Here is a 26,959-nt window from a genome sequence, read left to right as displayed (position 1 = left end):
CGGGGGAGGGCGGGGCCGTGGTGCGTGTTCAGTGGATGTGGACGTCGACGCCGGGGAACTCCAGGGCGCCGGGATCTGACGGCAGGACGCAGCGGTGCAAGCTGAGTTGCCGCACCTTGGGCGGTGCGAAGTCCGGCGATTCCAGCCAGGCGGCGATGTCCAAGCCGTGGAGGGTCAGGCGCAGACCAGCCAGTGCGAACACCGTGTGCAGTCCCTTGGGCAGACAGGGTTCGTCGGCGAACAGGTGCAGGGTCCTCAGGTGGTAGCAGCCGCCGAGAACGGACAGGTCCGTGGACGCTCCCACGCTCGAGAGCCCGACGGTGTGGACGCTTTCTCCGAGTCGCAGGTCGCCGAGCTGAGAGGTGTCGCCGAGGTAGAGAAAGAGGGCCTTCAGCCGCTCCAGTTCGCGGAGGGCTCCGAGGTGTTTCACCGACATGTCGCCGATCAGGGCGAGGAAGTCCAGAGCGGGGTGGCTCCGGAGCACCTGAAGGTCGACCTCGCCGCGCAGCTCGAACAGGACCAGGTCGGTCAGTGCCGACAGCTCACTCAGGGCCGCGAACTCCATGAAGGGGTAGCCGATTTCCAGGCTGGTGACCGACTCCAGCCGGGTCAGAGGCCGCCACTGGCCGGAGTGGGTGAGCTTGACCGATCGGGCTTTGAGGGGCATCCGCGACAGTACTCGGTCCGCGTAGAGCTCCGCGTCGAAGTAGGCCCACGCATCGATGAGGGCACGGACCACGTCGTCTCGGCCGTCCCCCACGAACCCCTCCAGAACTCCCAACGCCTCCTCCCCACCGATCAGCGCGACAGTCCGCACCGTCTGCGCCGCGGCCTTCTCCGTCAGCCCGGCCCCCGACCGCGGCAGCCTGCGCAGCAGACTCGGCCCCACGGTCGCCAACGCCGGTGGGTCCGTCTCCCGCCGCGGCGGCAGGAGCCGCGACACCGCCTCCTCCAGCCGCGCCGCCACCCCCGCCGACACCGACGGCAACGTCTCCTGACAGGACGCCGCCACCAACCGCAGCGCCCGCGCATACCGAGGCTCCTGCTCCGCCCGGTCCAGGATCCCGCCGAGCAGCTCCTCCCGCTGCCGAGCGTTCGCATGCCCCGCCGCCATGATGACCGTCTCCCGCCACAGATCCAGATGCGCCCGTCCGACCAGATTGCCGATCCGGTCCTCTTCGGCCGCCTCCTCCGCCGCGAGGTACTCCTGGAACGTCCGGTGCACGAAGTCCAGCCGCCCCTGGGCGGGGGAGCGCAGCAGCCCCGAGCGGTCCCGCAACCGCCGCAGCACCGACTCGCCGTCCATCGGCTCCAGATGCCGCATCGCCCGCAACCGCGCCCCCACATGCACCGCCGCCTGCTCCAGCGCGATCTCGCTGCGGTTGTTGTCCGACAGCCGCCACGCCAGATCCCGCAGCAGGATCAGCTTGTCGCCGAGGCTCAGCGCACTGTCCACCGCGCTCGGCACGTTCCGGTTCGCGTCCCGGTCGTGCACCAGTGTGTGCAGGGCACTGCGGTACAACTCCATCCGGTCCCGCGGCAGTTGCCGCCCCCGGTTCAGATGCATCGCACACAGCATCGCCGCCAGCAACGGAGTCCCCGCCAGCGACTGCAGATGTGCCCGGTCCTTCAGACTCGTCAGCAACGACTGTTCGTACTGCGGGAGGTCGTCGACCCCACACGGCAGCTCGTCCCCCAGCTCCCGTACCGCCTGATGCCACTGCCGTACGAACGCGGCGAGGTCCGGCGGCGTCATCCGGTCCAGGTGCAGCGCCGCGAAGTCCTCCCGGCGCAGCCAGTCCGCGCCCGCCGCGGCCGGCCGGGACGTCACCACCACCCGCACCCCGCCGTACGTGGACAGCAGTCGCCGCAGCCAGTCCCGCACCGCCCGCCGCTCCCGGTCGAGCAGCTCGTCCACGCCGTCGATCAGCAGCAGCGCCCGCCCGCCGTCGAGCTGCCGCTCCACCCAGCCCCTGGGCATGATCCCGGTCAGCGGCGCGGCCACGCCGTCGAGCATCGCCTCCGGCGCCGGCAGCGTACGGCCGCTGTACTCCCGCAGCTTCACGAACACCGGCGTCAGGCCGTTCCACTCCGTCAGCTCGCCCGTGAAGGCGCCCCGGGCCGCCGTGACCGCCAGCCAGCGCAGCAGCGTCGTCTTGCCCGAGCCCGCCTCGCCGCGCAGCAGCACCCGGGAGGAGCCGCGCAGGGCGGCCTCCACCCGCATCCCGGAGCCCTCGCCGCCCGCCTCCTCCCAGTCGCTCATGTCGGCCCGCAGGCGGGGCAGCGAGCGGGCCGTACGGCGCCACACACTGTCGTCGCCGGTCGCGCGCAGGCTGACGTACGCCACCGACAGCCGTACCTGGGCGGCCGCGCGGTCGGAGGCGCGGCGGAACAGCTCCACCTCGTCCAGGCTCTCGCTGACCAGCTCCAGGTACCGGCGCCGGAACGCCGTGTCCTGGTCCGTGCCCTCCGGCGCGAACAGGGAGCGGTCCGGCAGGCGCTCCAGCAGACGGGCCACCTCACCGCCCAGCGTCGACGTGCGCACGAGCAGTTCCGCAGCCGCCCGCTCCTCGAACACCGGCAGACCGCGCACGATCCGGACGTAGTACTCCACGCACTCGGCGAAGAGCCGCTCGTACAGGCTGCTTTCGGCCTCGTTCAGACCCACCGGCGCACGCACCGCCCGAGTGATCCGCCGGATCAGCTCGGCCGGCTGGGCGTCCGCCGCCAGCAGCGCCTCGTCGGAGAGGTCCGCCGCCGCGAAGGTGTCACAGACGGCGTCGACCACCACCCCGGCCGAGGACAGACCCCGGAACTCATGCTCCAGGAACGGCTCCAGGCGGTCGAACACCGCGTCGGCGATCTGCTCGAACTGCCGCTTCACGCTCCGCGAGAACTTCACACCGGGCACCCGCACCCGGGCCAGCTCCTCGACGGACAGGTGGCGTTCCTGCTCGCGCCGCTTGCCGCCGAGCCAGATCTGCGCCGCCGTGTTCGCCACGGTCGTCCCCAGCCGTAACGCGGCCGCCTCAGCGCTCATCGCCGTATCCCCTCCCGAAAACGACTCACGGCCCCCATCCCTCCCACAGGAGGAACGAGGGCCGCAAGCGAAAGGTGCCGAAGAGCGGCTGCGGAGCCGCTAGCGCAGGCGGGCCATCAGAGCGTGCTCCACCAGGGTGATGAGCGTCGACTTCGCGTCCGCGCGGTGGCGGGCGTCCGTCGTGATGATCGGGGTGTCAGGGCCGATCTGGAGTGCCTCGCGCACCTCGTCCGGGTTGTACGGCTGGTTGCCGTCGAAGCCGTTGAGGGCGATGACGAAGGGGAGACCGGAGTTCTCGAAGTAGTCGACGGCCGGGAAGCAGTCGGCGAGCCTCCGGGTGTCGACGAGCACGACGGCGCCGATGGCACCGCGCACCAGGTCGTCCCACATGAACCAGAAGCGGTCCTGGCCGGGCGTACCGAAGAGGTACAGGATCAGGTCCTGGTCCAGGGTGATGCGGCCGAAGTCCATGGCGACCGTCGTGGTCGTCTTGTCCCCGGTGTGGGTGAGGTCGTCGATGCCCGCCGAAGCAGACGTCATCACGGCCTCTGTGCGCAGCGGGTTGATCTCCGAGACGGCGCCGACGAACGTGGTCTTGCCCACGCCGAAGCCGCCCGCCACCACGATCTTCGCGGAGGTGGTGGAGCGGGAAGGACCGCCGCTAGAGCTTGCGAAGTCCACTGAGCACCCTTTCGAGCAGTGTCACGTCTGGCTGGCCGCCGGCGTTCTCGTCGCCGCCGGGCTGATGGATCGCGACCAGGCCCGCCTCCGCCAAGTCGGCGACGAGGATCCTGGCCACGCCGAGAGGGATCGTCAGCAGGGCCGAGACCTCGGCCACCGACTTGATCTCCCGGCAGAGGTTGCAGATCCGCTGATGCTCGGGCAGCTGGCCCTGCATCTGGTGCGGCTGCGCGGTGGTGTGCACCAGCGCCTCGATGGCGAGCTGGTAGCGCGGGCGCGTCCGGCCGCCGGTCATGGCGTACGGGCGCACCAGGGGGTTGTTCGACGCCCCGGCGGGCGCCGGCTCAGGGGCGCGTCGCTGCGGCTGCACCGGCTGGATGCGCGGCGCCGGCGGCTGGTCGTACGGCGAGGGCCCGGGGCCCTGCGGGGCGTACGGCTGCCGCTGGCTCGGCGTGGAGGGGAAGTTGTAACGGTTCGGGTTCTGGGAACCGTCGTTCCGGCCCTGGCCAGGACCGTACGACCAGTTGCCCGATGACGAACCGTCTGGGGGTGTTGCCACTTTCTCTCCTCCTCCGACTGTGCCTGGCACCCATCATGTGGAGCCGCGTCCCGAAACTTTACGGCCACGGGACGCCAAAACGCACCGACTGTCTGTTAGTTGAGCAGGCTCCCCTGGAGCTCCGCCCGCAGATCCGGTGTCAGGACCGTACCGGCACGGTCGACCAGAAGCGCCATCTCGTACCCAATGAGGCCGATGTCCGCCTCCGGGTGTGCGAGAACCGCGAGCGAGGAACCGTCGGAGATGGACATGATGAAGAGGAATCCCCGCTCCATCTCCACAACCGTCTGGTTCACGCTCCCGCCCTCGAAGATGCGGGAGGCGCCTGCCGTCAGAGACGTCAGACCGGACGCGACGGCCGCGAGCTGGTCGGCTCGATCGCGCGGAAAGCCTTCGGACATCGCCAGAAGGAGTCCGTCGGCGGAGACCACCACCGTGTGCGACACCCCGGGGGTGTTGTCCACGAAGTTGGTGATCAACCAGTTCAGGTTCTGTGCCGCCTGGCTCATCGGGCTCACACTAACGCTCCTGGTTGTAGGTGCTGTCAGGACCGAAGCCCTGGCCGTTCGTTTCACTTCCCGCACTGCGGCCCCGCTGGACACCGCGGCGCAGGTTGCTCAGCCTGCCCCGGACGTCCTCGGGAGCGCGGGAGACCTGTGGGCCCCCCTGGGGGGTTGTTTCGGCGGCTCCCGAGACCAGGTTGGCCTTGGGCACCCGCCGCGGCAGGCCGGAGGAGGTCACCCCGCCCGCCTTGGGCTTCCGGAGCTGCGCGGCCTGCTGCCAGCGGTCGTCGTTCTGCGAACGCCAGCTGCTGTCGCCGTTGCTCTCCGGGGTGGGGGCCGGCGTCTCCTGCCGCGCGGGCCGTGCGCCGTTGGTGCCGTTCGTGACGGAGCCGCGGCGGGGCAGTCCGGCGTCGGTCATCGCGTGGCCGGCGGTGGGGGCCGTCCCCGGACGGTCGAAGCCTACGCGGTCGCGCTCGTCCGCGTCATCGGCCTGCGCGGATTCCGCTTGCGGAGCGTACTGGTCCGGGTAGCCGTTGCGGTAGCCGTCCTGCTGCGGCCAGTCGTCCTGGTGACGCCGCTGCTGGAAGGCCGGGAAGCTCTCCGGGGCGGAGCCACCGGTGGGCGCGGGCTCCTCGGCGGCCGGCTCCGCATAGGAGGGCTCGGGGTAGCCGCCGCCCGACGAGAACGTGTCGTTGCGGGGCAGTCCGCCGTTCGGCGCGTAGTACGTGTCGTCGTACGCCTGCTGCTGCTCCTCGTACGACGGCTGCTGCGGCTCGTCGTACGCCGCCTGCTGCTGCTCCTCGTACGCCTGCTGCCGGTCGTAGGCCGACGTCTGGTCGCCGAAGTCGTTCTGGCGGTTGTCGTAGCCGGACCGGCCGGGGAAGTCGTCGGCGTAGGCCGGCGCCTCGGGGAGCTCCGGGGCGGGCGGCTGGCCCTGTATCTCGGCCTCCAGGGCCGCCCGGCGCTCCTCGCGCATCAGGGAGCGGCCGACCGGGTCCAGCTCGCGTATGTCGTCCGGGACCCCGGGGTAGGCGCTGTCGTCGAAGCCGAGCTCGGCGGCCGTACGCATCGGCTGGTTGAAGTTCTCACCCGGGAACTGCTGCTCCGGGATGATCTGCGAGACGGTGAACTCGTCCTGGGCCGGCTGCTGTTCGCCGCCGCCACCGCCGTGCGTGATCGCGTCCGGCAGCATGACCAGCGAGGTGGTGCCGGCCTGCTCGCCCGAGGGGCGCAGCTGCACGCGGATGCCGTGCCGGTCGGACAGCCGGCCGACCACGAACAGACCCATGCGCTGGGAGATCGCGGCGTCCACGGTGGGCGGGTTGGCCAGCTTGTGGTTGATGTCCGCGAAGTCCTCGGCGGTCAGGCCGATGCCCTTGTCATGGATCTCGATCATGACGCGGCCGTCGGGGAGACGGGTCGCGGTGACGCGGACCTTGGTCTGCGGGGAGGAGAACGTCGTCGCGTTCTCCAGCAGCTCCGCGAGCAGGTGCACGAGGTCGGTGACCGCGCGGCCGTGGATCTCGGCCTCCGGGACGCCGGACAGCTCGATGCGCTCGTACTGCTCCACCTCGGAGGAGGCGGCGCGCAGCACGTCGACCAGCGGGACCGGCTGGTCCCAGCGGCGGCCGGGCTCCTCGCCGGCGAGGACCAGGAGGTTCTCGCCGTTGCGGCGCATACGGGTCGCGAGGTGGTCCAGACGGAAGAGGTTCTCCAGCTGGTCCGGGTCGGCCTCGTTGTTCTCCAGGTCGGTGATCAGGGTCAGCTGGCCCTCGATCAGCGACTGGTTGCGGCGCGAGAGGTTGGTGAAGATCGCGTTGATGTTGCCCCGCAGCAGGGCCTGCTCGGCGGCGAGCCGGACGGCCTCGCGGTGGACCTGGTCGAAGGCGCGGGCGACCTCGCCGATCTCGTCGCGGGTGTTGATCGGGATCGGGGCGACCCGGGTGTCGACGCGGCCGGGGTCGGTGCGCGAGAGCTGGTCGACCAGCATCGGCAGCCGCTGCTCGGCGATGCCGAAGGCGGCGTTGCGCAGCTGGCGCATCGAGCGGGACATCTGGCGGGCCACCATGCCGGCCAGGATGAACGCGGCGAGCAGGGCGACCACGACGGCGGCACCGGTGATCAGGGCGTCGCGCTTGGCGTCGTCGGAGATGCCGGCGGCCTCGTTCACCGCGGTGCCCGCGAGGTCGTTCTCGATGTCGCGGTACGCGTTGTACTTGAGGGTGTTGACCGCCCACCAGTTCTCGGCGGTGATGCCCTGCTGGGCGAGAGCGGCACGCTCACTCGTGTCCGTGGACGTCAGCTGGGCCAGCGCCCCGACCATCTTGGTCGGGTCGGAGGGCGGCGGCACGTAGTCGGGGTTCTTCTGCTTGGCCGCCGTGGCCATCGCCGCACCCTCGGCCTTGATCGCCTTCGTGGCGTCCTCGAGCTTCTGGATGTCCTGCTCGGTGCCACCGCTCTGGTACTCCTGGATGGCGATGCCTTCCAGGTAGGCGTAGGAGGAGAGGGCGATGCGCTGCTTGGCCAGGTCCGCGTTCTTGGGGCCGGGCTTGACCAGCATGTGCATGCCGATGGAGCGCTCCAGCGAGAGAGCGCCCTTGGTCAGCGAGATGGCGTAGACGGTACGGCCGTAGCTGGTGATGTTGCCGGTGCCCAGGCCCAGCTCGTTGGAGAACTCCAGCAGACGGTGCTCGACCTCGACATAGCCCTCTTCGGTCTTCACGCCGTCGAGCTTGTCGGTGTAGGCGGCCGCGCGCAGATCCGTCAGGTCCGGCTCCACCTCGCGGAAGCGCTCCAGACGGCGCTCCAGGTTGGGCCGGTCCGGCATGTTCTGGGCGGCCTCGTCGAAGGCGTCGGCGGCCTTGTCGGTGGCGGCGCGGACCTTGGCGACCGTCGGGTCGTCCTCGCCCTTGCCCTGCAACAGGGGGGCGGCGGAGGTGTCGCGCTCGACGAGCAGGGCATCGCCGTAGGTGAGGGCGGCGGCCACCAGGCGCGCGGTGTTCTCCGCGTCCTCGGCCTCCTGCCAGGTGTCGATCGAGCTCTTCACCTGGAAGCCGCCCATGACGAGGCCGACCAGCACGGGTATGAGCAGGATCGCGTTCAGCCGGGTCGGCACGCGCCAGTTGCGCGGCGAGAGGCGGCCGCCGCTTGGCGCGGGCGCCGCCGTTGGTTCCGATCCGGGCACAGGGGCGGGCGCCGCTCCGCGCGGCGGCGGGGTGAAGTTGCCCCGGGCCGACGGCTCGGGACTGTTCTTGCTTCGCCTCACTCGACCAACAACCTTCCGGCGGGGTCGGCACCTACGTTGTGCCGCAGTGTCTCAGAGCCCAGTTCGCCATGGAGTACGCAGTACCGCTGAGTACGTCTTTGACTATTGGGCAGTTCTCGCATTCCAGCACGTCGGCCTGCGCTCTTCCAAACAGTGGAAGAGGAGGATTCCACGTGATGTAAGCCCCAGATAAAACGGTCATAAAGAGCGAGCCCCGCCAAAAGACGGGGCTTCTGTGCGCGCAGCGAGACCGCTTGACCGCGACGAGTGGCCATACCACCCGATTCCTCTGCCGAAACGTTATGAACAATGGAGCCGACCGTGTCAAAGGCCACAGTCGGCTCCGGTGCATCTACGACAACTGCCGTATGGTGCTACCGACTTGCGCTACCGCAGCCGTGCCATGAGCGCGTGTTCGACCAGCGTGATCAGCGCGCTCTTCGCATCGGCCCGGTGCCGGGCGTCCGTCGTGATGATCGGCGCGTCCGGACCGATCTGCAGTGCCTCGCGCACCTCGTCGGGCGTGTAGGGCTGGTGCCCGTCGAAGCCGTTGAGGGCGATGACGAACGGCAGCCCGCTGTTCTCGAAGTAGTCGACGGCCGGGAAGCAGTCGGCGAGACGGCGGGTGTCCACCAGGACGACGGCGCCGATGGCGCCGCGCACCAGGTCGTCCCACATGAACCAGAACCGGTCCTGACCCGGCGTACCGAACAGGTACAGGATCAGGTCCTGGTCCAGGGTGATACGGCCGAAGTCCATGGCCACCGTGGTGGTGGTCTTGTCCCCGGTGTGCGTGAGGTCGTCGATGCCCGCGCTCGCCGAGGTCATCACGGCCTCGGTGCGCAGCGGGTTGATCTCCGAGACGGCGCCCACGAACGTGGTCTTGCCCACGCCGAAGCCACCCGCCACCACGATCTTCGCGGAGGTGGTCGCCCGGCCTGGTTCAGAGCTTGCGAAGTCCACTGAGCACCCTTTCGAGCAGCGTCACGTCCGGAGCGCCGCCGTTGTTCTCGTCGCCGCCCGGCTGGTGAATGGCGACCAGGCCGGCCTCGGCGAGGTCCGCGACGAGGATCCTGGCCACACCCAGCGGCATGGACAGCAGCGCGGAGACCTCCGCGACCGACTTCACCTCACGGCACAGGTGACAGATGCGCTGGTGCTCCGGGAGGAGCCCCATGAGCGCTGCCGGGTCGGCCGTGGTGCTGATCAGGGCCTCGATGGCCAGCTGGTAGCGCGGCCGGGTCCGGCCGCCGGTCATCGCGTAAGGACGTACCAGCGGCTGGTCGCCCTCATCCTCGTACGGCTCCGCGTACGGATCATGAGAGGCGGTGGGCGGGGTCATGAATCCTCCGGGCGGGGACAGCAAGTCTCGGTCATTCGTGCCGTCTTGGTGAGGCCAGTGGGGGGATTGTGTCGGCCGACGGTGATTTCGTGAGGCGGGTGGATCCGGGGCGGGTCAGTGGAGCAGACTGCCTTGTAGTTCGGCGCGCAGATCGGGCGTGAGCACCGCGCCCGCGCGGTCGACCAGCAGCGCCATCTCGTAGCCGACGAGGCCGATGTCGCATTCGGGGTGTGCCAGGACGGCGAGGGACGAACCGTCCGAGACCGACATGAGGAACAGGAACCCCCGTTCCATCTCCACGACGGTCTGGGCCACGTTACCGCCGTCGAAGATCCGTGAGGCTCCCGCCGTCAGCGAGGTCAGACCCGACGCGACGGCCGCGAGCTGGTCGGCACGGTCGCGAGGGAAACCCTCCGACATCGCCAGCAGCAGACCGTCGGCGGACACGACGACGGTGTGGGACACACCCGGGGTGTTGTCCACAAAGTTGGTGATCAACCAGTTGAGGTTCTGTGCCGCCTGGCTCATCTGGCTCAACTAACGCTCCTGCTGGTGAGTGGGGCTCGGGAAGCTGCCGGTCTGGCCGGTGCCGGCCTGTCGACCCTGCGCGATACCCCGACGGAGATTGGTCAGCCGGCCGCGTACGTCATCAGGCGAACGCGAGACCTGCGGACCGCTTTGGTGCTGTTGCTGCTGAGCCGTACCCGGGACGAGGTTCGCCCTGGGCACCCGGCGCGGCAGGCCGGAAGTGGTGACGCCGCCCGCGGCCGGCTGCCTGACGCGTTCAGCCTGCCGGACGAGGTCGTCGTTCGGTGAGCTGCGCCATGCGGTCGACGCGGAACGCTGGGGGGCGGAGGACGGCTGCGGCCGCTCCGCCGGGGCCTGCGGCTCCTGCCTCTCCTGACGGGGAGACGGGGCCGGGGCCGTGCCGTTCGAGCCGGGCTGACGTCCCTGCTGACCGCCGTGGAACCAGTTGGTCTCCAACGTGTCGTACAGCGGGGTGCGCCCGTCACCGGGACCCGTCGCGGGCGGCAGCGCCTCGGGCTCCTGCCGCGCGGGCCGCTGCTGCGGACGCGGCGGGGCCGGGGGCTGCGCCGGGCCGACGAGGCCGGAGTTGCCGCCGTAGCCGCCGTTGACCTGGGGCCGCTCGAACTGGCCGGTGGACTCGGGGTTCTGGTGGCCGGGCAGGGGGTGCCGGCCCGTCGAGCTGTCGTCGTACGACTGCGGTACGGAGAACTGGCCCGTCTGCGACGAGTTGTGCTGCCCGCCCGGGGAGCCGAAGACGTCCGAGCGGACGAACTGGCCGGTGTTGTGCTGCCCGTTGTTCTGCGGTTCGTTCGCACCGGGGCGGGCGAACTGGCCCGTGCTCTGCGGTTCGTAGGTACCGGGGGCCGGGGCGTCGAAGTCCGGGCGGGCGAACTCCGAGGTGGAGCCGGGGCCCTGGCGGTCGTCGACGCGCGGCATCCGGGAGGTCTGTGCGGGGTCCTCGTCGTGTCCGCGCGGGGTGTCGAGCGAGGTGCGCGGCACCGGCGGCTGCGCGTTCTCGTCGCTCCAGCTCGGACGGGAGGGCGGGTTGCCGCCCGGCAGCTCGGCCCGCGGGCCACCGCGCGGCGGCAGCTGCGGCTGGCGGCCACGACGGCCCTTCTCACCGCCGGGGGGCGGCGACTGCGGCGCCGAGGAGCCCGGCCGGGACTGCTCGCGACCGGGGCCGCGGCTGCCGCCGAAGGCGTCCTGGCCCGGGCCGAAGCCGTCCGCGTTCATGCCCGCGGCCTGCAAACCCTGCGGCGCGCCCGGAGCCTGGCCACCGAAGCCGGCGCCCGCACCGGCCGGAGCCGGCCGGCCCTGCGACGGGGCCGACGGAGCACCCGGACCCTGCGGTCCCCGCGGCGCACCCGGTCCACCCGGCTGACCGCCACCGTCCCGCCCGGGCAGCGCGGCCCGCGGTCCCTGACCGGCACCGAGCCGGCCCCCGCCGGGCGCACCGGCACCGAGCGCACCGCCCGGCGCGCTCGGGCCGAGGGAGCCGCCGCCGGCCTGGGCCTGACGACGCGCGGCGGCCGCACCGGCCGCGGCCTGCGCGGCGGCCGGACCACCGGAGCCACCCGGGCCGTTCTGGCCGGGCTTGCCCGAAGCGGGCTTCTTGCCGCCCTGGGCGACATCGACGGGGAGCATGACCAGCGCGGTCGTACCGCCGGAGTCCGACGGGCGCAGCTGGATGCGGATGCCGTGCCGCTGCGACAGCCGGCCGACCACGAACAGGCCCATGCGGCGGGAGACGGAGACGTCCACGGTGGGCGGCGAGGCGAGCCGCTCGTTGATCGCCGCGAGGTCCTCGGGGGAGAGGCCGATACCGGTGTCGTGGATCTCGATCAGGACGCGGCCGTCGGGCAGCGCGTGACCGGTGACCTTGACCTTGGTCTGCGGCGAGGAGAACGAGGTCGCGTTCTCGAGCAGCTCGGCGAGCAGGTGCACGAGGTCGTTGACCACGCGGCCGGCCACTTCGGTGGTCGGCACGGCGGCCAGCTCGATGCGCTCGTACTGCTCCACCTCGGACGCGGCGGCACGGAGCACGTCGACCAGCGGGACCGGGCGGGTCCAGCGGCGGCCGGGCTCTTCACCGGCGAGGACGAGGAGGTTCTCACCGTTACGGCGCATACGCGTCGCGAGGTGGTCGAGCTTGAACAGCGAGGAGAGCTGGTCCGGGTCGGCCTCGCGGGACTCCAGTTCGGAGATGAGCGAGAGCTGACGCTGGATGAGGCCCTGGGAGCGGCGCGAGAGGTTGGTGAACATCGCGTTGACGTTGCCCCGCAGCAGGGCCTGCTCGGCGGCGAGGCGGACCGCCTCGCGGTGCACGTCGTCGAAGGCCGCGGCCACCTGGCCGATCTCGTCCCGGGAGTGCACACCGACCGACTCGACGGAGGTGTCGACGTCCTGCGGGTCGGCCTCGGAGAGCTGCTTGACCAGCTCGGGCAGACGGTCCTGGGCGACCTTGGTGGCGGTCTCCTCCAGGCGGCGCAGCGAGCGGATCATGGAGCGGGCCACGACGAAGGCGCCGACCAGCGAGACACCGAGCACGAGCAGGATCAGCGCACCGGAGATGATCGCCTCGCGCTCGGAGGCGTTGCGCAGCTCGCGGGCCTTCTGCTCCATCTCCTCCAGCAGCGTGGTCTCGATGGCGCGCATGCCCTGGATCTTGGTGGTGCTGTCGTCCACCCAGTCCCGGTACGAACGCTTCTCCAGGTCGACCAGGGCGTTGGGGTTGCCGAGCGCGCGGTTGGCGTACTTGTCGCTGGCCGTGATCGTCGGGTTGCGCTCTTCGATCGGCTGCAGCAGGTCGGCGGCGGCCTGGGTGCCGTAGATGCTGCGGAAGCTCTTCAGCTCGGACCGCTGGCTCGTCACGGCCGACTCGGCGTAGAGGCGGTCGTTCTCGGAGAGGTCGCCGACGGACTTGTTGTCCGCGGGCAGGGCGGCGGCGAGGACGGCGCGCTGGATGGACGCGTACTCCTTGGCGGTGGAGAAGGCTGCCAGGGCACGCGTGCTCTGGATCATCTCCGGGTTGCTGGTCGCCTCCGCCATGTCCTGGGAGAGACCGAGCAGGTTGGTGATCAGCCGGTGGTAGGCCTCCACCGTCTGCGTGGAGTTGCGCTGGGCCTCGTAGGCGGTGTTGCGGATCCTCGCGATGTCGCTCAGGTCACCGACGAGCTGGACGAGGTTGTCGCGGACGCCCTTGAGGTTGCCGTCCTTGCTGGTGTTGTCGATCTCCTCGGAGGCCTCGATGAAGCTCTTCGTCGCCCGGTCCGTCTTGTCCCGGTAGCCCTTGACCGTGTAGTCGGTCGCCTTGGCGCCGTGCGCCAGCGGACCGGCGGACTGGTCGCGCTCCTCCTGGAGCGCCGCGGCGAGCTCGGTGGCCCGCTTGGTCATGTCCGTCAGCAGCCGCATGTTGTCGAGCTGCTGGATGTCGTCCATGTTGTCGCTGATGCGCAGGGCCCCAAGCGAGGTGGCCGCGACCACCGGGAGGGTCAGGAGCGCCACCAGACGCGTGGAGATGCGCCAGTTGCGCAGGGCTATTCGCGAGCCGGGGCCGGTCGGGTTCTTCGGCGGCTTCTTGGCGGGCGGAGCGGGTGGGTTCGCCGCGCTCGGCGACACCGACACGGCGGGGCGCCCGGAGCGCTCACCGCCGTCGACGGACGGGGTCGGGCCCGGGTTCTGGGCGTGCTGGGGCGAGGGACCTCGGTCGGTCCCGCCGTGCTCCGGCTCCGCCGAAGCGCTGCCATCCCTCTTGAAACGTCCCTGCACTAGCGTCGCAACCTCTGGACCAGGCGCCCCTCCGCTTGAACGGACGGGCACGGTGTCGGCGTATTAGGGAGCGTCCTGAACACGCTCCCTGGTGGTCGTGATTGACCGGCGCTGGCTCCCCCTTCTCGCCGCCGCTCGGCGCTCGATGCGCCCCCTGTGCGCCGGCTCGATCCTGCGGCGGTCCGTGGAATTCCAGCACAGTGCAGGATCTCCAACAAGGCCCGTAGGTCGAGCCGTAACATACGTGACGCCGTGTGAGGGCAAGATTACCAGCCGTAGAAACCAATCTTCCCCATAACGGACTTATGCCCGCGAGCCGCTCGCACGCGGAAGGTGTCCCAGTCGCCATGATCAGGAGCGGAATGATGGCTTCAGTGGGCCAATGTCCGTTTCGTTGGCATGGTGCGCAGGTCTGAATTGACCGATATGCCTGTCGAGTCGTGAGCAAACTCACACGCTGATCAAGGGGTCTTCGCGACTTCCCGCGGGAATCGCATGTTTAGCCTGACGCTTTACAAGAGGGATGATTCCGCCAACCGCGCCGGACCGCAGGCCTCTCCCGGGCCCGCACCGGCGCTTCGTCACGACAGGACTCGGTACAACGGTGAAGACGACGATGATGTTCCGCAACATAGCCAACCCGCGGCGCACGACGCTGGCGCACCTCGAGGACGCCGACGAACTGCAGACCCCGCAGCAGCAGGAGCACTCCGTCGACCTCCCCGCACAGACGGCCAACCCCCGGCGCACGGTCCTGGTGGACGCCCCCGTCGGCGCGGCGGCCGCGGCCGAGTAGTCGCCACGGCTCCCCGGCCCGCCCGGGGAGCCACGTCACGCCACGCGCAAGCCATGCTCACACCACGGCCCACGCGACGGCTCACGCTTCGGCGAGTATTTTTCTGGCCGCGTTCACCTTTTTCCCGTGCAGCTCGTCGAGCTTGCGCAGCGCCGCCGCGTCCTTTTTCATCATCGCCTTCTGGATCGCCGACTCGGCCTCGAACCACGTTTCCAGGAGGCCGGTATTCCGCTTGCAGGTGATGTCGGCGACCGCCGTTTTCCGCTCGGTGGCCGATACCTCCCCCGCCAGGAATGACGGTGCCTCCATCGCGGCCATCGGAGAGGCGTAGTCGTAGCCGCTCCGCTTCATGCACGAGGACCACTTCTCGAAGACGGCCCGAACCTTCGGGTCCTTCAGGGAGGCGTCGTAGCTTTCCCCCGCGATACGGCTCGCCGCGGCGGATCCCGCCGGGTATTCATAGGGCTTGCGGAAGTCGAGGATGGCCTTCCCCAGACATCCCTCGTCCGGGATTTCCTTCCCCCCGTACTCCAGCTTCGTCCGGTCCTCCGCCTCCTTGTCCAGGGACCGTTTGCCGTAGAGGACCTTGATCTGGTCCTCGGTGAGTTCCGCTTTCGGCGCGTCCGGCTGTGGCGGCACCCGGTAGCCATGGCGCCGCGCGCCCTCCAAGTCCGTTATCCCGTACCGCCGGTCCTCCGATTTCGGGGGCGTGGAATTCCCGGCCGGCCGATAGGTCAGACCGAAGCCCTTCATGCAGTCCCGGGCCAGCACCTGCTCCGCCGAGCCGATCACCTCGTACTCGGCGTCGGTGTAGCTGAACGCGGCGATGGGCAGCCGGAAGGTGTAGTCGTCCTTCCCGGGCGACGCCGCAGGTGACGGGCTGTCCGGGCGCGGTGCGGGGGCGGTGGTGGAGGCCTCGGCGGAGCCGCGGTCGGACGACTCCTGCGAGGCGCAGCCGACCAGCAGCGACAGGGAGAGAACGGGGATCGCCAAACGTCTCATGAGTCCAAACGTCTCTGGGAAAGGGCACGACTCTGGATTTCCCGGATACGGCAGAGCCCCGCACAGGCCGGAAGCCTGCACGGGGTCGAGCGCCGCTTTTCTACGGATGGCGTCCTAGTCCCACTTGTAGCAGTTGGTGCCGCGCCGGTCGAAGTCGAACGAGGCATTCTCGTTGTAGGTCTTGGCGAGCCTGTTCGCCTCCGCGAGCGGCGCGAACGTGTCGCAGGCGCCACCGTAGTTGCTGCGGAAGAAGACCGTGGCGATGCTGTCCACGCTCGCGTTCCAGAACGAGGCCGCGTTGTTCTTCACGTCCAGACCCTTGCCGGCGCCGGACGACAGGAACTTGTAGCCGGCGAGGTTGGACACGCCGTCACGGGTGAAGGCGGTCCGAGAGCCCTGGTTGTTGCTGTTGTAGTAGAAGACCGCGCAGTCCTTTTCCCAGTCCGGGCAGGTGGCTCTGGCCTCGGCGTGCGCCATCGGAGCCATACCCAACACCGCCACGGCCGCGGCCGGAATGGCGATTGCCGCGGACAGAACCTTGCGTGATGTCTTCATGACTTCCCCCTTGTTTTGTGAACCAGTGGTCGGCTGGTTGATTTCGTGAAGACCTTATGTGTCTGTCCGGATCACAACAATCGATTTCCGGCCAGTTCACATCCCGCGACGGCCCGGGCCGGCCCCCGCCTCGCCGACCGATGATCAAGCCGCCCGACCGGTTAGCCTGGAGCGTCCAGCGTCGGCTCGCGGGTCGGCCGGGCGACCGACACGCACACCAGTTCTCAGTGAGGGGCGCGAAGATCCCGTGCGCATCGCCAGATTCTCCATCGACGGGAACGTCGCCTTCGGCGCGGTCGAGGGCGACAGGCCGGACGAGCTCGTCCTCGACATCATCAAGGGCATCCCGTTCGCGGACTTCGAGCTCTCCGGCACGAAGGTGCCGCTGAGCAAGGTCAGGCTGCTGCCGCCGGTGCTCCCCAACAAGGTCGTGGCCTTCGGCCGCAACTACGCGGAGCACGCGAAGGAACTGGGCAACGAGGTGCCCGACGCCCCGTTCGCCTTCTTCAAGCCGTCCACCGCGGTGATCGGCCCCGGCGACCAGATCCAGTACCCGTCCTTCACCGAGGACCTCCACCACGAGGCCGAACTGGCCGTCGTCATCGGCCGCATGTGCCGCGAGGTCCCGCGCGAACGCGTCAAGGACGTGATCTTCGGCTACACCTGCGCCAACGACATCACCGCCCGGGACGTCCAGAAGCGCGAGAAGCAGTGGGCCAGGGCCAAGGGCTTCGACACCTCCTGCCCGCTGGGCCCCTGGGTGGAGACGGACCTGGACCTCGCCAAGGCGTCCGACCTCACCATCCAGCTCACGGTCAACGGCGAACAGCGCCAGCTCGGCCGCACCAGCGAGATGGTCCACCCCATCGAGGACCTGATCGTCAACATCTCCGAGGCCATGACGCTGCTCCCCGGCGACGTGATCCTCACGGGCACCCCGGCAGGGGTCGGCCCCCTCAACGTCGGCGACGAGGTCGCCGTCACCATCGAAGGCATCGGCACTCTCACCAACAAGGTTGTCAAGCGTGGCTAGCGCACCCGGCACTCCCGTTCGCGTCCGTTTCTGCCCCTCGCCCACCGGTAACCCCCATGTGGGCCTGGTCCGCACCGCCCTGTTCAACTGGGCGTTCGCCCGGCACCACCAGGGCACCCTGGTCTTCCGCATCGAGGACACCGACGCGGCCCGCGACTCGGAGGAGTCGTACGACCAGCTGCTCGACTCGATGCGCTGGCTGGGCTTCGACTGGGACGAGGGCCCGGAGATCGGCGGCCCGCACGCCCCGTACCGCCAGTCGCAGCGCATGGACCGCTACAAGGACATCGCGGCCAAGCTCCTGGAGGCCGGCCACGCCTACCGCTGCTACTGCTCCCAGGACGAGCTGGACACCCGCCGCGAGGCCGCCCGCGCCGCCGGCAAGCCCTCCGGCTACGACGGCCACTGCCGCGAGCTGAGCGCCCAGCAGGTGGCGGAGTACCAGGCCCAGGGCCGTACGCCCATCGTCCGCTTCCGCATGCCCGACGAGACGATCACCTTCACGGACCTGGTCCGCGGCGAGCTGACCTTCACCCCGGAGAACGTCCCGGACTACGGGATCGTACGAGCCAACGGGGCGCCCCTCTACACGCTCGTCAACCCGGTCGACGACGCCCTGATGGAGATCACCCACGTGCTGCGCGGCGAGGACCTGCTCTCCTCGACGCCCCGTCAGATCGCCCTGTACAAGGCGCTGATGGAGCTGGGCATCGCCAAGCGGATCCCGGCCTTCGGACACCTGCCGTATGTGATGGGCGAGGGCAACAAGAAGCTCTCCAAGCGCGACCCGCAGTCCTCGCTGAACCTCTACCGCGAGCGCGGCTTCCTGCCGGAGGGCCTGCTCAACTACCTCTCCCTGCTCGGCTGGTCGCTCTCCGCCGACCAGGACATCTTCACGATGGCCGAGATGGTCGCGGCCTTCGACATCGCGGATGTGAACCCCAACCCGGCCCGCTTCGACCTGAAGAAGTGCGAGTCGATCAACGGCGACCACATCCGGCTGCTCGATGTGAAGGACTTCACCGAGCGCTGCCGCCCGTGGCTGCAGGCCCCGTTCGCCCCCTGGGCGCCCGAGGCCTTCGACGAGGTGAAGTGGCAGGCCATCGCCCCGCACGCGCAGACCCGCCTGAAGGTCCTGTCGGAGATCACCGACAACGTCGACTTCCTGTTCCTGCCGGAGCCGGTCTTCGACGAGGCGTCCTGGACGAAGGCGATGAAGGAGGGCAGCGACGCCCTGCTGCGCACGGCCCGCGAGAAGCTGGACGCGGCCGACTGGACGTCCCCGGACTCCCTGAAGGACGCCGTCCTGGCCGCCGGCGAGGTCCACGGCCTCAAGCTCGGCAAGGCCCAGGCCCCGGTCCGTGTCGCCGTCACCGGCCGCACCGTCGGCCTGCCGCTCTTCGAGTCCCTTGAGGTGCTGGGCAAGGAGAAGACCCTGACGCGGATCGACGCGGCGCTGGCGAAGCTGGCGGCGTAGGTCACACGCGCGTGCGCGGGGGCGGCAGCCAGGACGGCTGCCGCCCCCGCGGCATGTCTGTCAGCGGTGCGCACCAGTGTTCCGGCTCACTCGCACACCGGGCGGCTCGACCTGCCCACCGGCCGCGTCGTCGCCTGCGATCCGTTCGTCTACCTGGGCACGGGGGACATCGAGCCGTTCACCGTCACCGTCGGGCCCGGCCGTTACCGCGTCGAGGCCGCCGTCGCGACGCTCACCCGGCCCGGGGAGCCGCCGTCCGACCGCCCCCACCGGCTGCTTCTACGACGCCGCGGCCGAGGAGGCCTTCCCGGAGACGAGGAAGGAGGAGGGCCGCTGTGGGACGCCTTCGAGAACAGTCACTGGCCGGAGGGACCCCACCTGGTCACCTCCGCCGCCACCGGTCGCACCCTCTTCGTCGCACCCGACCCTTCCTGACGCGTCCTGACAGGTCCTGACGGGCCGCAATCACCGGACACGCCCCGGTGCCCCGGGCTACTGTCGGATCATGAGCATTCGTGCCGTGGTCTGGGACGTCGACGACACCCTCTTCGACTACACGGGTGCCGACCGCAGCGGCATGCGCGGCCATCTCACGGCCGAGGGGCTGCTGGCGGGGTACGACAGCGTCGAGCAGGCCATCACGCGCTGGCGGGAGATCACCGACGCGCAGTGGGCCCGGTTCTCGGCCGGGGCGGTGACCTTCGAGGGGCAGCGCAGGGACCGGGTGCGGGTCTTCCTGGGCGAGGAGCTGAGCGACGCGGAGGCCGACGCCTGGTTCCAGCGGTACATCGCGCACTACGAGACCGCCTGGGCCCTCTTCCCGGACGTCCTGCCGGTCCTGGACGCCCTCGCGGCCAGCCACCGGCACGCCGTGCTCTCCAACTCCAGCATCCACGTCCAGGACCACAAGCTGCGTGTGCTCGGCGTGCACGAGCGCTTCGAGGCCATCCTGTGCGCGGCGGAGCTCGGCGTCTCCAAGCCGGAGGCCGGCGCCTTCCACGCCGCCTGCGCCGCGCTGGAGCTCGCCCCGCACCAGGTGGCGTACGTCGGCGATCACCCGGAGATCGACGGGCGCGGCGCCGCGGACGCCGGGTTGCTGTCGGTGTGGATCGACCGTGACGGCGCGTACACCAGCGATGACGCGCCCGCCCCGGCGAACGGCAGACCGCACCGGATCGCCTCCCTCGCCGAACTCCCCGCGCTCCTCGGCGCGGATACCCGTTTTGGAGCCCCGTCCACCTTCGGGTAATGTTCTTCCTGCGCCGCCGGGGAGCGGGCCGAAAGGCCGGAAACCCGGGGGAGCGAACTAGAACAAGATCCCCTCAGGGGCTTGCGTTCCAGTGGCCTATGGTGTAATTGGCAGCACGACTGATTCTGGTTCAGTTAGTCTTGGTTCGAGTCCAGGTAGGCCAGCTCGCAGACGCTTTGGATTAAGCACAGCATCTGCAAAGCCCCCGTTGTGTAGCGGCCTAGCACGCTGCCCTCTCAAGGCAGTAGCGCCGGTTCGAATCCGGTCGGGGGTACTGATTCCGATCAACTCGGGATCGCTAGGGCCCCCGTTGTGTAGCGGCCTAGCACGCCGCCCTCTCAAGGCGGTAGCGCCGGTTCGAATCCGGTCGGGGGTACTGACTGGTCTAAACCACATTGGTCTATGGTGTAATTGGCAGCACGACTGATTCTGGTTCAGTTAGTCTTGGTTCGAGTCCAGGTAGACCAGCTCGGGCCTGCGGAAACGCAGAGTCCACGCCCCCGTTGTGTAGCGGCCTAGCACGCCGCCCTCTCAAGGCGGTAGCGCCGGTTCGAATCCGGTCGGGGGTACGCACGGTGAAGGCCCTCCACTTCGGTGGGGGGCCTTCGTCATTCCCGGTCTCCGAAGCCGTACCGCCGCGCCGACTCCTCCTCCTGCGCCAGCCGGTGCAGGGCCTGCAGTATCGGCTCGACGAGGATCGCCCCCAGCACCGCCGTCTCGACCTTCTCGGCCTCCGACGCGTGCGTCTCCACGAAGTCCAGGTCGAGCACGGCCGCCCCGTGCATCAACCGGGCGTACGACAGGAGCAGTTGAGGGTCCCAGTCGTAACCGAGCCGTCTGAGTGCGGCCATCGCCACCACCAGCGAACGGTAGGAGGGCGAGATGGTGACCAGCGCCTGGGCGTTCGACCAGCCCAGCGACTGAAGCAGTTGATCCGCGACCTCGTGTGCGCCCCGGACGTACTCGTCCTCCTCGTCCGGCTCGGGGACCTGCGGCAGTGCCCACAGTGCCGCGCCCATGCGGATCGTGCGGGGGAGGGAGTCGTCGTCGACGTGCCCGAGCACCTCCCGGACCGTCGCCACCGGGACCCGCCCGACCTGGATCATCGCGCGCACCAGACGCAGCCGGCGCAGATGGTCCTCGTCGTACTCGGCGGTGCGGGCGTTGATCTGGCGGCCGGGCGGCAACAGCCCTTCGCGCAGGTAGTACTTGATCGTCGCGATGGGCACCCCACTGCGCTCGCTGAGCTCCGCCAGCCGCATCTCTTGCGCCTCTCATTGGAAAGTGCCACTATCCAATCACCGACCAGAAGGATAGCGCCGCTATCCGGTGAGGGAGCCTGGGGGCCGCCATGTCCGCGAAACCGGTGTTGGGTCGTACGACCGCGGACGCCGAAGGCGATGTGGTGGTCCTGCTCATCGGGATGCGGATCAACCACTTCTGGGCGGTGCACCAGTGGCTGCCGGTCATGCTGTCGATGATCCGCATGCTGGGGGAGCTTGCGCGGGACAGCGACCGGGGGCTGCTGGGGCGTGTGCTGCTGACGGCCTCGCCGCGGACGTACTACGTCGTCCAGTACTGGGAGTCCAAGGAGAAGCTCTACGCGTACGCGAGTGCGCCCGACATGTTCCACCACAGGGTGTGGGGGATCATCAACCGCAAGGAGCGGGCGGACAGGACGCGGGGGCACGTGGGGATCTGGCACGAGGCGTATGTCGTGCCCGAGGGCGCGTACGAGTCGATCTACGCGGATATGCCGGCGTTCGGGCTCGCCGCGGCGCACGGGCAGGTGCCCGTCGAGAGGCGGGGGCGCCGTGCCGAGGACCGGTTCGCGCACCGGTCGGCGGCGGGGGTGACCGAGGGGGCCGGGTGACCCGGGGGGATCGGGGGAACGAGGGGGCCTGCCGCGGCGTTGAGGCAGGTCCCCTCGTCGATCCGTCCGGAGATCAGCCGGAGCGGCGCAGGGCTTCCGACAGGCGGGCCGCGGCGTCGATGACCGCCTGGGCGTGCATGCGGCCCGGGTGGCGGGTCAGGCGCTCGATGGGGCCGGAGACGGACACGGCGGCCACCACACGGTTCGACGGGCCGCGTACCGGCGCGGAGACGGACGCGACGCCCGGCTCGCGCTCGCCGATCGACTGGGCCCAGCCACGGCGTCGTACGCCCGACAGGGCCGTCGCCGTGAAGCGGGCGCCCTGCAGACCCCGGTGCAGGCGCTCCGGCTCCTCCCAGGCCATGAGGATCTGTGCCGAGGAGCCCGCCTTCATCGTGAGCGTCGAGCCGACCGGGACCGTGTCCCGCAGGCCGGAAAGACGTTCCGCCGCGGCGACGCAGATGCGCATGTCGCCCTGGCGCCGGTAGAGCTGCGCGCTCTCGCCCGTGACGTCGCGGAGGTGGGTGAGGACCGGCCCGGCGGTCGCGAGGAGGCGGTCCTCACCCGCCGCCGCGGCCAGTTCCGCCAGCCGGGGGCCGAGAATGAAACGGCCCTGCATGTCACGCGCCACCATGCGGTGGTGTTCAAGGGCCACGGCCAGTCGATGGGCCGTGGGTCGTGCCAGTCCGGTGGCCGAGACGAGCCCTGCGAGGGTGGCCGGACCGGACTCCAGGGCGCTCAGGACAAGGGCTGCCTTGTCCAGAACGCCGACGCCGCTACTGTTGTCCATGAAACGATACTCGCGTCTCACTCTGTGAAACGCAAGTTCAATTTTCCGTGGAACACGCCACTCTGGAACGACGAAGGCAGTGCGGCCCGTGGACCAAAGCGGGCCGGTGGCGGACGCCCGGAGAACAGGGGCGCGGGCGGAAGCCGCCTCTCAAGATCTCTAGTTGGGCCGGTGGACCGTACGCCGGCCGGAGGGAAAGCGATGGGTAGGACACTCGCGGAGAAGGTCTGGGACGACCATGTCGTCCGGCGCGCCGAGGGCGAGCCCGACCTCCTCTTCATCGATCTGCACCTGCTGCACGAGGTGACCAGCCCGCAGGCCTTCGACGGCCTTCGCAAGAGCGGTCGCAAGGTGCGCCGGCTCGACCTGACCATCGCCACCGAGGACCACAACACCCCGACCCTCGACATCGACAAGCCCATCGCCGACCCGGTCTCCCGGGTCCAGCTGGAGACGCTGCGCAAGAACGCCGCCGAGTTCGGGGTGCGGCTGCACCCGCTGGGCGACGTCGAGCAGGGTGTCGTACACGTGGTGGGTCCGCAGCTCGGGCTGACCCAGCCGGGCATGACCGTCGTCTGCGGTGACTCGCACACCTCCACGCACGGCGCCTTCGGCGGTCTGGCGTTCGGCATCGGCACCTCCCAGGTCGAGCATGTGCTGGCCACCCAGACGCTGCCCATGGCCCGCCCGAAGACCATGGCCATCACGGTCAACGGCGAGCTGCCCGAGGGCGTCACCGCCAAGGACCTGATCCTGGCGATCATCGCCAGGATCGGCACGGGCGGCGGCCAGGGCTACGTCCTGGAGTACCGCGGCTCCGCCATCGAGAAGCTCTCGATGGAGGCCCGGATGACCATCTGCAACATGTCGATCGAGGCCGGTGCCCGCGCGGGCATGATCGCCCCCGACCAGACCACCTTCGACTACCTCGAGGGCCGCCCGCACGCCCCCAAGGGCGAGGACTGGGACGCGGCCGTCGCGTACTGGAAGACGCTCAGGACCGACGACGACGCCGAGTTCGACGCCGAGGTCGTGATCGAGGCCGCCGAGCTGTCGCCGTTCGTCACCTGGGGCACCAACCCGGGCCAGGGCGCCCCGCTTTCGGCGTCCGTCCCCGACCCGGCTTCGTACGAAGACGCTTCGGAGCGCCTCGCCGCCGAAAAGGCCCTGGAATACATGGGGTTGGAGGCCGGACAGGCGCTGCGCTCCATCAAGGTGGACACCGTCTTCGTAGGCTCCTGCACCAACGGCCGCATCGAGGACCTGCGCGCCGCCGCCGACCTGATGAAGGGCCGCAAAGTCGCCGACGGCGTACGGATGCTGGTCGTCCCGGGCTCCGCGCGGGTCGGTCTGCAGGCCGTCGACGAGGGCCTGGACCTGGTCTTCAAGGAGGCCGGCGCCGAATGGCGGCACGCGGGCTGCTCGATGTGCCTGGGCATGAACCCCGACCAGCTGGCCCCCGGCGAGCGCTCCGCGTCCACCTCCAACCGCAACTTCGAGGGCCGGCAGGGCAAGGGGGGCCGTACCCACCTGGTCTCGCCGCAGGTCGCCGCAGCGACCGCCGTGCTGGGCCACCTGGCCTCCCCGGCCGACCTGTCCGACGCCGAGACCCGTACGCCCGCTGGAGTCTGATCAGTCATGGAAGCATTCACCACGCACACCGGCCGGGCCGTCCCGCTGCGCCGCTCCAACGTCGACACCGACCAGATCATCCCTGCTCACTGGCTCAAGAAGGTGACCCGGGACGGGTTCGAGGACGGGCTGTTCGAGGCCTGGCGCAAGGACTCGGAGTTCGTGCTCAACCGGCCCGAGCGCGAAGGCGCCACGGTGCTGGTGGCCGGCCCCGACTTCGGCACCGGCTCCTCCCGTGAGCACGCCGTGTGGGCGCTGCAGAACTACGGCTTCAAGGCCGTCATCTCCTCGCGCTTCGCGGACATCTTCCGCGGCAACTCGCTCAAGAACGGCCTGCTCACGGTGGTTCTGGAGCAGAAGACCGTGGACGCGCTCTGGGAGCTCACGGAGAAGGACGCGACTGCTGAGATCACTGTGGACCTTGAGGCGCGTGAGGTTCGTGCCGAGGGCATCACCGCCTCCTTCGAGCTGGACGAGAACTCCCGCTGGCGGCTGCTGAACGGCCTCGACGACATCTCGATCACCCTCCAGAACGAGGATGACATCGCCGCGTACGAGGCGAAGCGCCCGTCGTTCAAGCCGCGCACGCTCCAGATCTGAGCGCAAGGCGACTTTCGGTCACCCGCAACACCCCTCAGTACCCCCGATCAGCCCGATCGGGGGTACTGCCATGTCTGCACCCGAACGGCCCTGCACCGCCGCCGCGCCGGGGGCAACTTCCCACGTTACGACGGGTGTTGCCGGGGTACGCGAGTGGTGTAACCGTGACTTCCGCAAGTGCCCGGAAGGCCATTTGAGGCCGGAGTTGCACCCCTGGCAGGCGACAACTCGCCCCAGATGGCACAATCTGTGCATGGAACACGACGGCCAACTCGAGCTCTATGCGGCAGTCGCGGACCAACTCAAGGAAGCGCACGCAAGGGTGCGCGCACTGCAAGTCCCGGAGGGCGTACGGATGGCGCTGACCCGGAAGCTGCTGGTCATTACGGCCGCGGCCAAACACGACGTCGCCGAAGCGACAAGGCGTCTGGAGCGGTTCATCGCGGACCTCGACGCGGGGCGATTCCCCGAAGAGGAACGCTGAGAACACCTTCGAGACAGTCGAGTCTGTTGCGGCACAAGGGTGATTAGCCCGTTTCGTGTTTGATTTGCGGTATATATCTGCCTAACGTGCGAAAAAGCTTGAACACTTTCGTTCTGGCGATGTCTCCGAAGGGGAAGACGTGAACAAGGCGCAGCTCGTAGAAGCGATTGCCGACAAGATGGGCGGCCGCCAGCAGGCCGCCGATGCTGTCGACCACGTACTGGACGCGATCGTCCGCGCGGTCGTCGCGGGTGAGCGGGTCTCGGTCACCGGCTTCGGTTCGTTCGAGAAGGTCGACCGTCCGGCTCGGTACGCCCGTAACCCCCAGACGGGCGAGCGGGTTCGGGTCAAGAAGACCTCCGTTCCGCGCTTCCGCGCGGGTCAGGGCTTCAAGGACCTGGTGAGCGGCTCGAAGAAGCTCCCGCGGGGCGGCGAGGTCGCCGTCAAGAAGGCGCCCAAGGGCAGCCTGACCGGTGGCGCCGCGGCGACGGTCAAGAAGGCCGCCGCGAAGAAGACCACCAAGGCGGCGGCGAAGAAGACCACGAAGGCGGCGGCGAAGAAGGCCACGACCAAGAAGACGACGGCCGCGGCCAAGAAGACCACGGCGAAGAAGACGACGGCCAAGAAGACCACGGCTGCCGCCAAGAAGACGACCGCGGCGAAGAAGACCACCGCCAAGAAGGCGACGGCCAAGAAGGCCCCGGCGAAGAAGGCGACCGCCAAGAAGGCGCCCGCCAAGAAGTCGACGGCGCGCAAGTCCGCTGCCAAGAGGACCACGCGCAGCAGGTAGGACCGCACAGGGGCACTCACGCGCCGGGCCGGACTCCGTGGGGAGTCCGGCCCGCGGCGTGTTCTCAGAGGGTCTGCAACGTCACCAGCGTGATGCGCAGGGACTCGCCCTCGCCCTCCGTCTCGATACGGACCCGCTGCCCGGGGCGCAGCAGCCGCAGGCCACCCGCGTCGAAGGCCGGGGCGTCGAAGGAGACGGGGGTGCCGTCGTCCAGGAGGACACTGCCGGAGCGGGATTCGGCGTCGTAGGTGTATGCGGTGGCCTGCATGGCTGCCACCCTATGCGCGCCCGGCACCGCAGTCACGGCTCCCTGATCAGCAGCCGGGCCGCTGCCGCCGCCGTCCGTGGGCCCACGCCCAAGGCCAGCGCGGCCCGCAGATCCTCGCCGGTGTCCACGTCCTGGCGTACGGAATCCACCTCGTCCAGGCACAGCTCCACCGCCCCGGACCCGCGGTGGCGGGCCCGGGAATCCGTGCCGAATGACGGGCGCAATTCATGGCCGGGGGCGGCGGCCAGCAATGTGGTGCCGATCGCGGCGGCATCGGGGAGAAAAGCACGCGGGAATTCGGCCGCCGAGTCCAGGACCCGGGCCAATTCCAGCGGGCGCAGGGCGGGAAGATCGGCGTTCAGGGCGGCCACGGGGGTTTCGGGGCGGGACGACCGTACGACCGACGCCGCGTGAGCCAGCGCCGCGTTGAGGCCGCCGCCGGGCTCGTCGGGGACGATGTGGGCGCCGAGCGCGCCCAGCTCGCGGCCGGCCCGGGCGTCGTTCGTGACGACCGCCACATCCTTCACCGCGGGGCAGGCCAGCGCCGCGGCCACGGTGTCGAGGGCGAAGGCCAGCGCCAGTCCCGGGCGCAGCCCGTCCGCCGCCGTGTCCGACAGCCTGCTCTTCGCCCGGGCCAAGGGCTTCAGGGGTACGACCAAGGTCCACTGCACCAGCGTTCCGTCCTCTCCGGTCGCGGCCATTGTCACTCAGCCGTCACCAGGGC

At 69.8% G+C, this 26,959-nt stretch carries 25 protein-coding genes and 5 tRNA genes; 15 read left to right on the top strand and 15 right to left on the bottom strand.

All coding sequences use genetic code 11. The features are described 5' to 3' along the window. Positions 1–28: 28 nt before the first annotated feature. From IM697_RS35525 to IM697_RS35485, 9 genes are all read right to left on the bottom strand, one after another. Complete coding sequence (locus tag IM697_RS35525) at positions 29–3,040, bottom strand: NACHT domain-containing protein (RefSeq protein ID WP_194040180.1); 3,012 nt, start codon at positions 3,038–3,040, stop codon at positions 29–31. A gap of 99 nt (positions 3,041–3,139) precedes the next feature. Continuing rightward, on the bottom strand, positions 3,140–3,721 hold the full coding sequence (locus tag IM697_RS35520) for a GTP-binding protein (RefSeq protein ID WP_031224757.1): 582 nt from the start codon (positions 3,719–3,721) through the stop codon (positions 3,140–3,142). Beyond that, the gene (locus IM697_RS35515; protein WP_194040178.1) at positions 3,702–4,280 is read right to left on the bottom strand and encodes a DUF742 domain-containing protein; all 579 of its coding nucleotides are present in this window, start codon (positions 4,278–4,280) and stop codon (positions 3,702–3,704) included. Before IM697_RS35515 ends, IM697_RS35520 begins: the two co-directional genes overlap by 20 nt. Before the next feature lie 95 nt (positions 4,281–4,375). Further along, on the bottom strand, positions 4,376–4,789 hold the full coding sequence (locus IM697_RS35510; protein WP_004983065.1) for a roadblock/LC7 domain-containing protein: 414 nt from the start codon (positions 4,787–4,789) through the stop codon (positions 4,376–4,378). A gap of 10 nt (positions 4,790–4,799) precedes the next feature. Further along, a complete protein-coding gene (locus IM697_RS35505) occupies positions 4,800–8,048 on the bottom strand; it encodes a sensor histidine kinase (protein ID WP_194040176.1) in 3,249 nt (1,082 codons plus the stop codon). 387 nt (positions 8,049–8,435) lie between these two features. Further along, entirely contained in the window at positions 8,436–9,011 is a 576-nt protein-coding gene (locus IM697_RS35500) for a GTP-binding protein (RefSeq protein ID WP_030051303.1), read from the bottom strand. Then, entirely contained in the window at positions 8,992–9,390 is a 399-nt protein-coding gene (locus tag IM697_RS35495) for a DUF742 domain-containing protein (RefSeq protein WP_003997626.1), read from the bottom strand. Before IM697_RS35495 ends, IM697_RS35500 begins: the two co-directional genes overlap by 20 nt. A 114-nt stretch (positions 9,391–9,504) precedes the next feature. Continuing rightward, the gene (locus IM697_RS35490) at positions 9,505–9,918 is read right to left on the bottom strand and encodes a roadblock/LC7 domain-containing protein (RefSeq protein ID WP_048580707.1); all 414 of its coding nucleotides are present in this window, start codon (positions 9,916–9,918) and stop codon (positions 9,505–9,507) included. Positions 9,919–9,927: 9 nt separating this feature from the next. Beyond that, the gene (locus tag IM697_RS35485) at positions 9,928–13,686 is read right to left on the bottom strand and encodes a sensor histidine kinase (RefSeq protein WP_194040174.1); all 3,759 of its coding nucleotides are present in this window, start codon (positions 13,684–13,686) and stop codon (positions 9,928–9,930) included. Positions 13,687–14,290: 604 nt separating this feature from the next. On the opposite strand from IM697_RS35485, the gene IM697_RS35480 reads away from it, so the two are divergent. Then, entirely contained in the window at positions 14,291–14,482 is a 192-nt protein-coding gene (locus IM697_RS35480; protein WP_194040172.1) for a hypothetical protein, read from the top strand. An 81-nt stretch (positions 14,483–14,563) separates the two neighbouring features. On the opposite strand, the gene IM697_RS35475 is transcribed toward IM697_RS35480, so the two are convergent. Then, positions 14,564–15,484, bottom strand: a complete 921-nt coding sequence (locus tag IM697_RS35475) for a hypothetical protein (protein ID WP_194040170.1) — start codon at positions 15,482–15,484, stop codon at positions 14,564–14,566. A gap of 114 nt (positions 15,485–15,598) precedes the next feature. After that, a complete protein-coding gene (locus tag IM697_RS35470; RefSeq protein WP_194040168.1) occupies positions 15,599–16,039 on the bottom strand; it encodes a peptidase inhibitor family I36 protein in 441 nt (146 codons plus the stop codon). 247 nt (positions 16,040–16,286) lie between these two features. Between IM697_RS35470 and IM697_RS35465 the strand changes: the two genes are divergently transcribed. The 9 genes from IM697_RS35465 to IM697_RS35425 all read left to right on the top strand — a co-directional run bounded on the left by IM697_RS35465 (position 16,287) and on the right by IM697_RS35425 (position 20,367). Continuing rightward, complete coding sequence (locus IM697_RS35465) at positions 16,287–17,072, top strand: fumarylacetoacetate hydrolase family protein (RefSeq protein ID WP_194040167.1); 786 nt, start codon at positions 16,287–16,289, stop codon at positions 17,070–17,072. After that, complete coding sequence (gene gltX / locus IM697_RS35460; RefSeq protein ID WP_194040166.1) at positions 17,065–18,549, top strand: glutamate--tRNA ligase; 1,485 nt, start codon at positions 17,065–17,067, stop codon at positions 18,547–18,549. Before IM697_RS35465 ends, gltX begins: the two co-directional genes overlap by 8 nt. A 66-nt stretch (positions 18,550–18,615) precedes the next feature. Further along, entirely contained in the window at positions 18,616–18,984 is a 369-nt protein-coding gene (locus IM697_RS35455) for a DUF4241 domain-containing protein (protein WP_228044303.1), read from the top strand. Positions 18,985–19,054: 70 nt separating this feature from the next. Further along, positions 19,055–19,798, top strand: coding sequence for an HAD family hydrolase (locus IM697_RS35450; protein ID WP_194040165.1), 744 nt, complete (start codon positions 19,055–19,057; stop codon positions 19,796–19,798). 92 nt (positions 19,799–19,890) lie between these two features. Next, positions 19,891–19,962, top strand: a tRNA-Gln gene (locus IM697_RS35445). 37 nt (positions 19,963–19,999) lie between these two features. Then, a tRNA-Glu gene (locus IM697_RS35440) sits at positions 20,000–20,072 on the top strand. Positions 20,073–20,101: 29 nt separating this feature from the next. Continuing rightward, positions 20,102–20,174 (top strand) — tRNA-Glu (locus IM697_RS35435). Between the two features lie 20 nt (positions 20,175–20,194). Beyond that, positions 20,195–20,266, top strand: a tRNA-Gln gene (locus tag IM697_RS35430). A 28-nt stretch (positions 20,267–20,294) separates the two neighbouring features. Then, positions 20,295–20,367: transfer RNA gene (locus IM697_RS35425), tRNA-Glu, on the top strand. 39 nt (positions 20,368–20,406) lie between these two features. Here the strand turns inward: IM697_RS35425 and IM697_RS35420 are convergent. Beyond that, positions 20,407–21,060 carry a MerR family transcriptional regulator gene (locus IM697_RS35420; protein WP_194040164.1) on the bottom strand — a complete coding sequence of 218 codons (654 nt, stop codon included), beginning with the start codon at positions 21,058–21,060 and terminating at the stop codon, positions 20,407–20,409. 89 nt (positions 21,061–21,149) lie between these two features. Between IM697_RS35420 and IM697_RS35415 the strand changes: the two genes are divergently transcribed. Continuing rightward, the gene (locus tag IM697_RS35415; RefSeq protein ID WP_194040163.1) at positions 21,150–21,671 is read left to right on the top strand and encodes a DUF4188 domain-containing protein; all 522 of its coding nucleotides are present in this window, start codon (positions 21,150–21,152) and stop codon (positions 21,669–21,671) included. 73 nt (positions 21,672–21,744) lie between these two features. Here IM697_RS35415 and ndgR read toward each other — a convergent pair whose 3' ends face one another. Then, positions 21,745–22,461 (bottom strand): IclR family transcriptional regulator NdgR, encoded by a 717-nt coding sequence (gene ndgR / locus IM697_RS35410; protein ID WP_003997614.1) that lies wholly within the window; start codon positions 22,459–22,461, stop codon positions 21,745–21,747. A gap of 201 nt (positions 22,462–22,662) precedes the next feature. Here ndgR and leuC point away from each other — a divergent pair, with 201 nt between their 5' ends. The 4 genes from leuC to IM697_RS35390 all read left to right on the top strand — a co-directional run bounded on the left by leuC (position 22,663) and on the right by IM697_RS35390 (position 25,967). After that, positions 22,663–24,093 carry a 3-isopropylmalate dehydratase large subunit gene (gene leuC / locus IM697_RS35405; protein WP_194040162.1) on the top strand — a complete coding sequence of 477 codons (1,431 nt, stop codon included), beginning with the start codon at positions 22,663–22,665 and terminating at the stop codon, positions 24,091–24,093. A 6-nt stretch (positions 24,094–24,099) separates the two neighbouring features. Then, positions 24,100–24,693 carry a 3-isopropylmalate dehydratase small subunit gene (leuD, locus tag IM697_RS35400; RefSeq protein WP_194040161.1) on the top strand — a complete coding sequence of 198 codons (594 nt, stop codon included), beginning with the start codon at positions 24,100–24,102 and terminating at the stop codon, positions 24,691–24,693. Positions 24,694–24,946: 253 nt separating this feature from the next. After that, on the top strand, positions 24,947–25,177 hold the full coding sequence (locus tag IM697_RS35395) for an SCO5555 family protein (protein WP_003997611.1): 231 nt from the start codon (positions 24,947–24,949) through the stop codon (positions 25,175–25,177). 139 nt (positions 25,178–25,316) lie between these two features. Next, positions 25,317–25,967: an HU family DNA-binding protein gene (locus IM697_RS35390; protein WP_194040160.1), complete on the top strand. Its 651-nt coding sequence runs from the start codon at positions 25,317–25,319 to the stop codon at positions 25,965–25,967. Between the two features lie 64 nt (positions 25,968–26,031). Here the strand turns inward: IM697_RS35390 and IM697_RS45200 are convergent, their stop codons facing one another. Together IM697_RS45200 and cofC are read right to left on the bottom strand one after the other, a co-directional pair. Then, positions 26,032–26,235, bottom strand: coding sequence for a hypothetical protein (locus IM697_RS45200; RefSeq protein ID WP_228044302.1), 204 nt, complete (start codon positions 26,233–26,235; stop codon positions 26,032–26,034). 32 nt (positions 26,236–26,267) lie between these two features. After that, positions 26,268–26,906, bottom strand: a complete 639-nt coding sequence (cofC, locus tag IM697_RS35385) for a 2-phospho-L-lactate guanylyltransferase (protein ID WP_228045083.1) — start codon at positions 26,904–26,906, stop codon at positions 26,268–26,270. Between the last annotated feature and the right edge of the window lie 53 nt (positions 26,907–26,959).

Origin of the sequence: Streptomyces ferrugineus (assembly GCF_015160855.1) — a bacterium.
Lineage (GTDB): Bacteria > Actinomycetota > Actinomycetes > Streptomycetales > Streptomycetaceae > Streptomyces > Streptomyces ferrugineus.
Note: the sequence above shows the minus strand (reverse complement) of the source record. Positions and strands in the feature narration are given on the sequence as shown.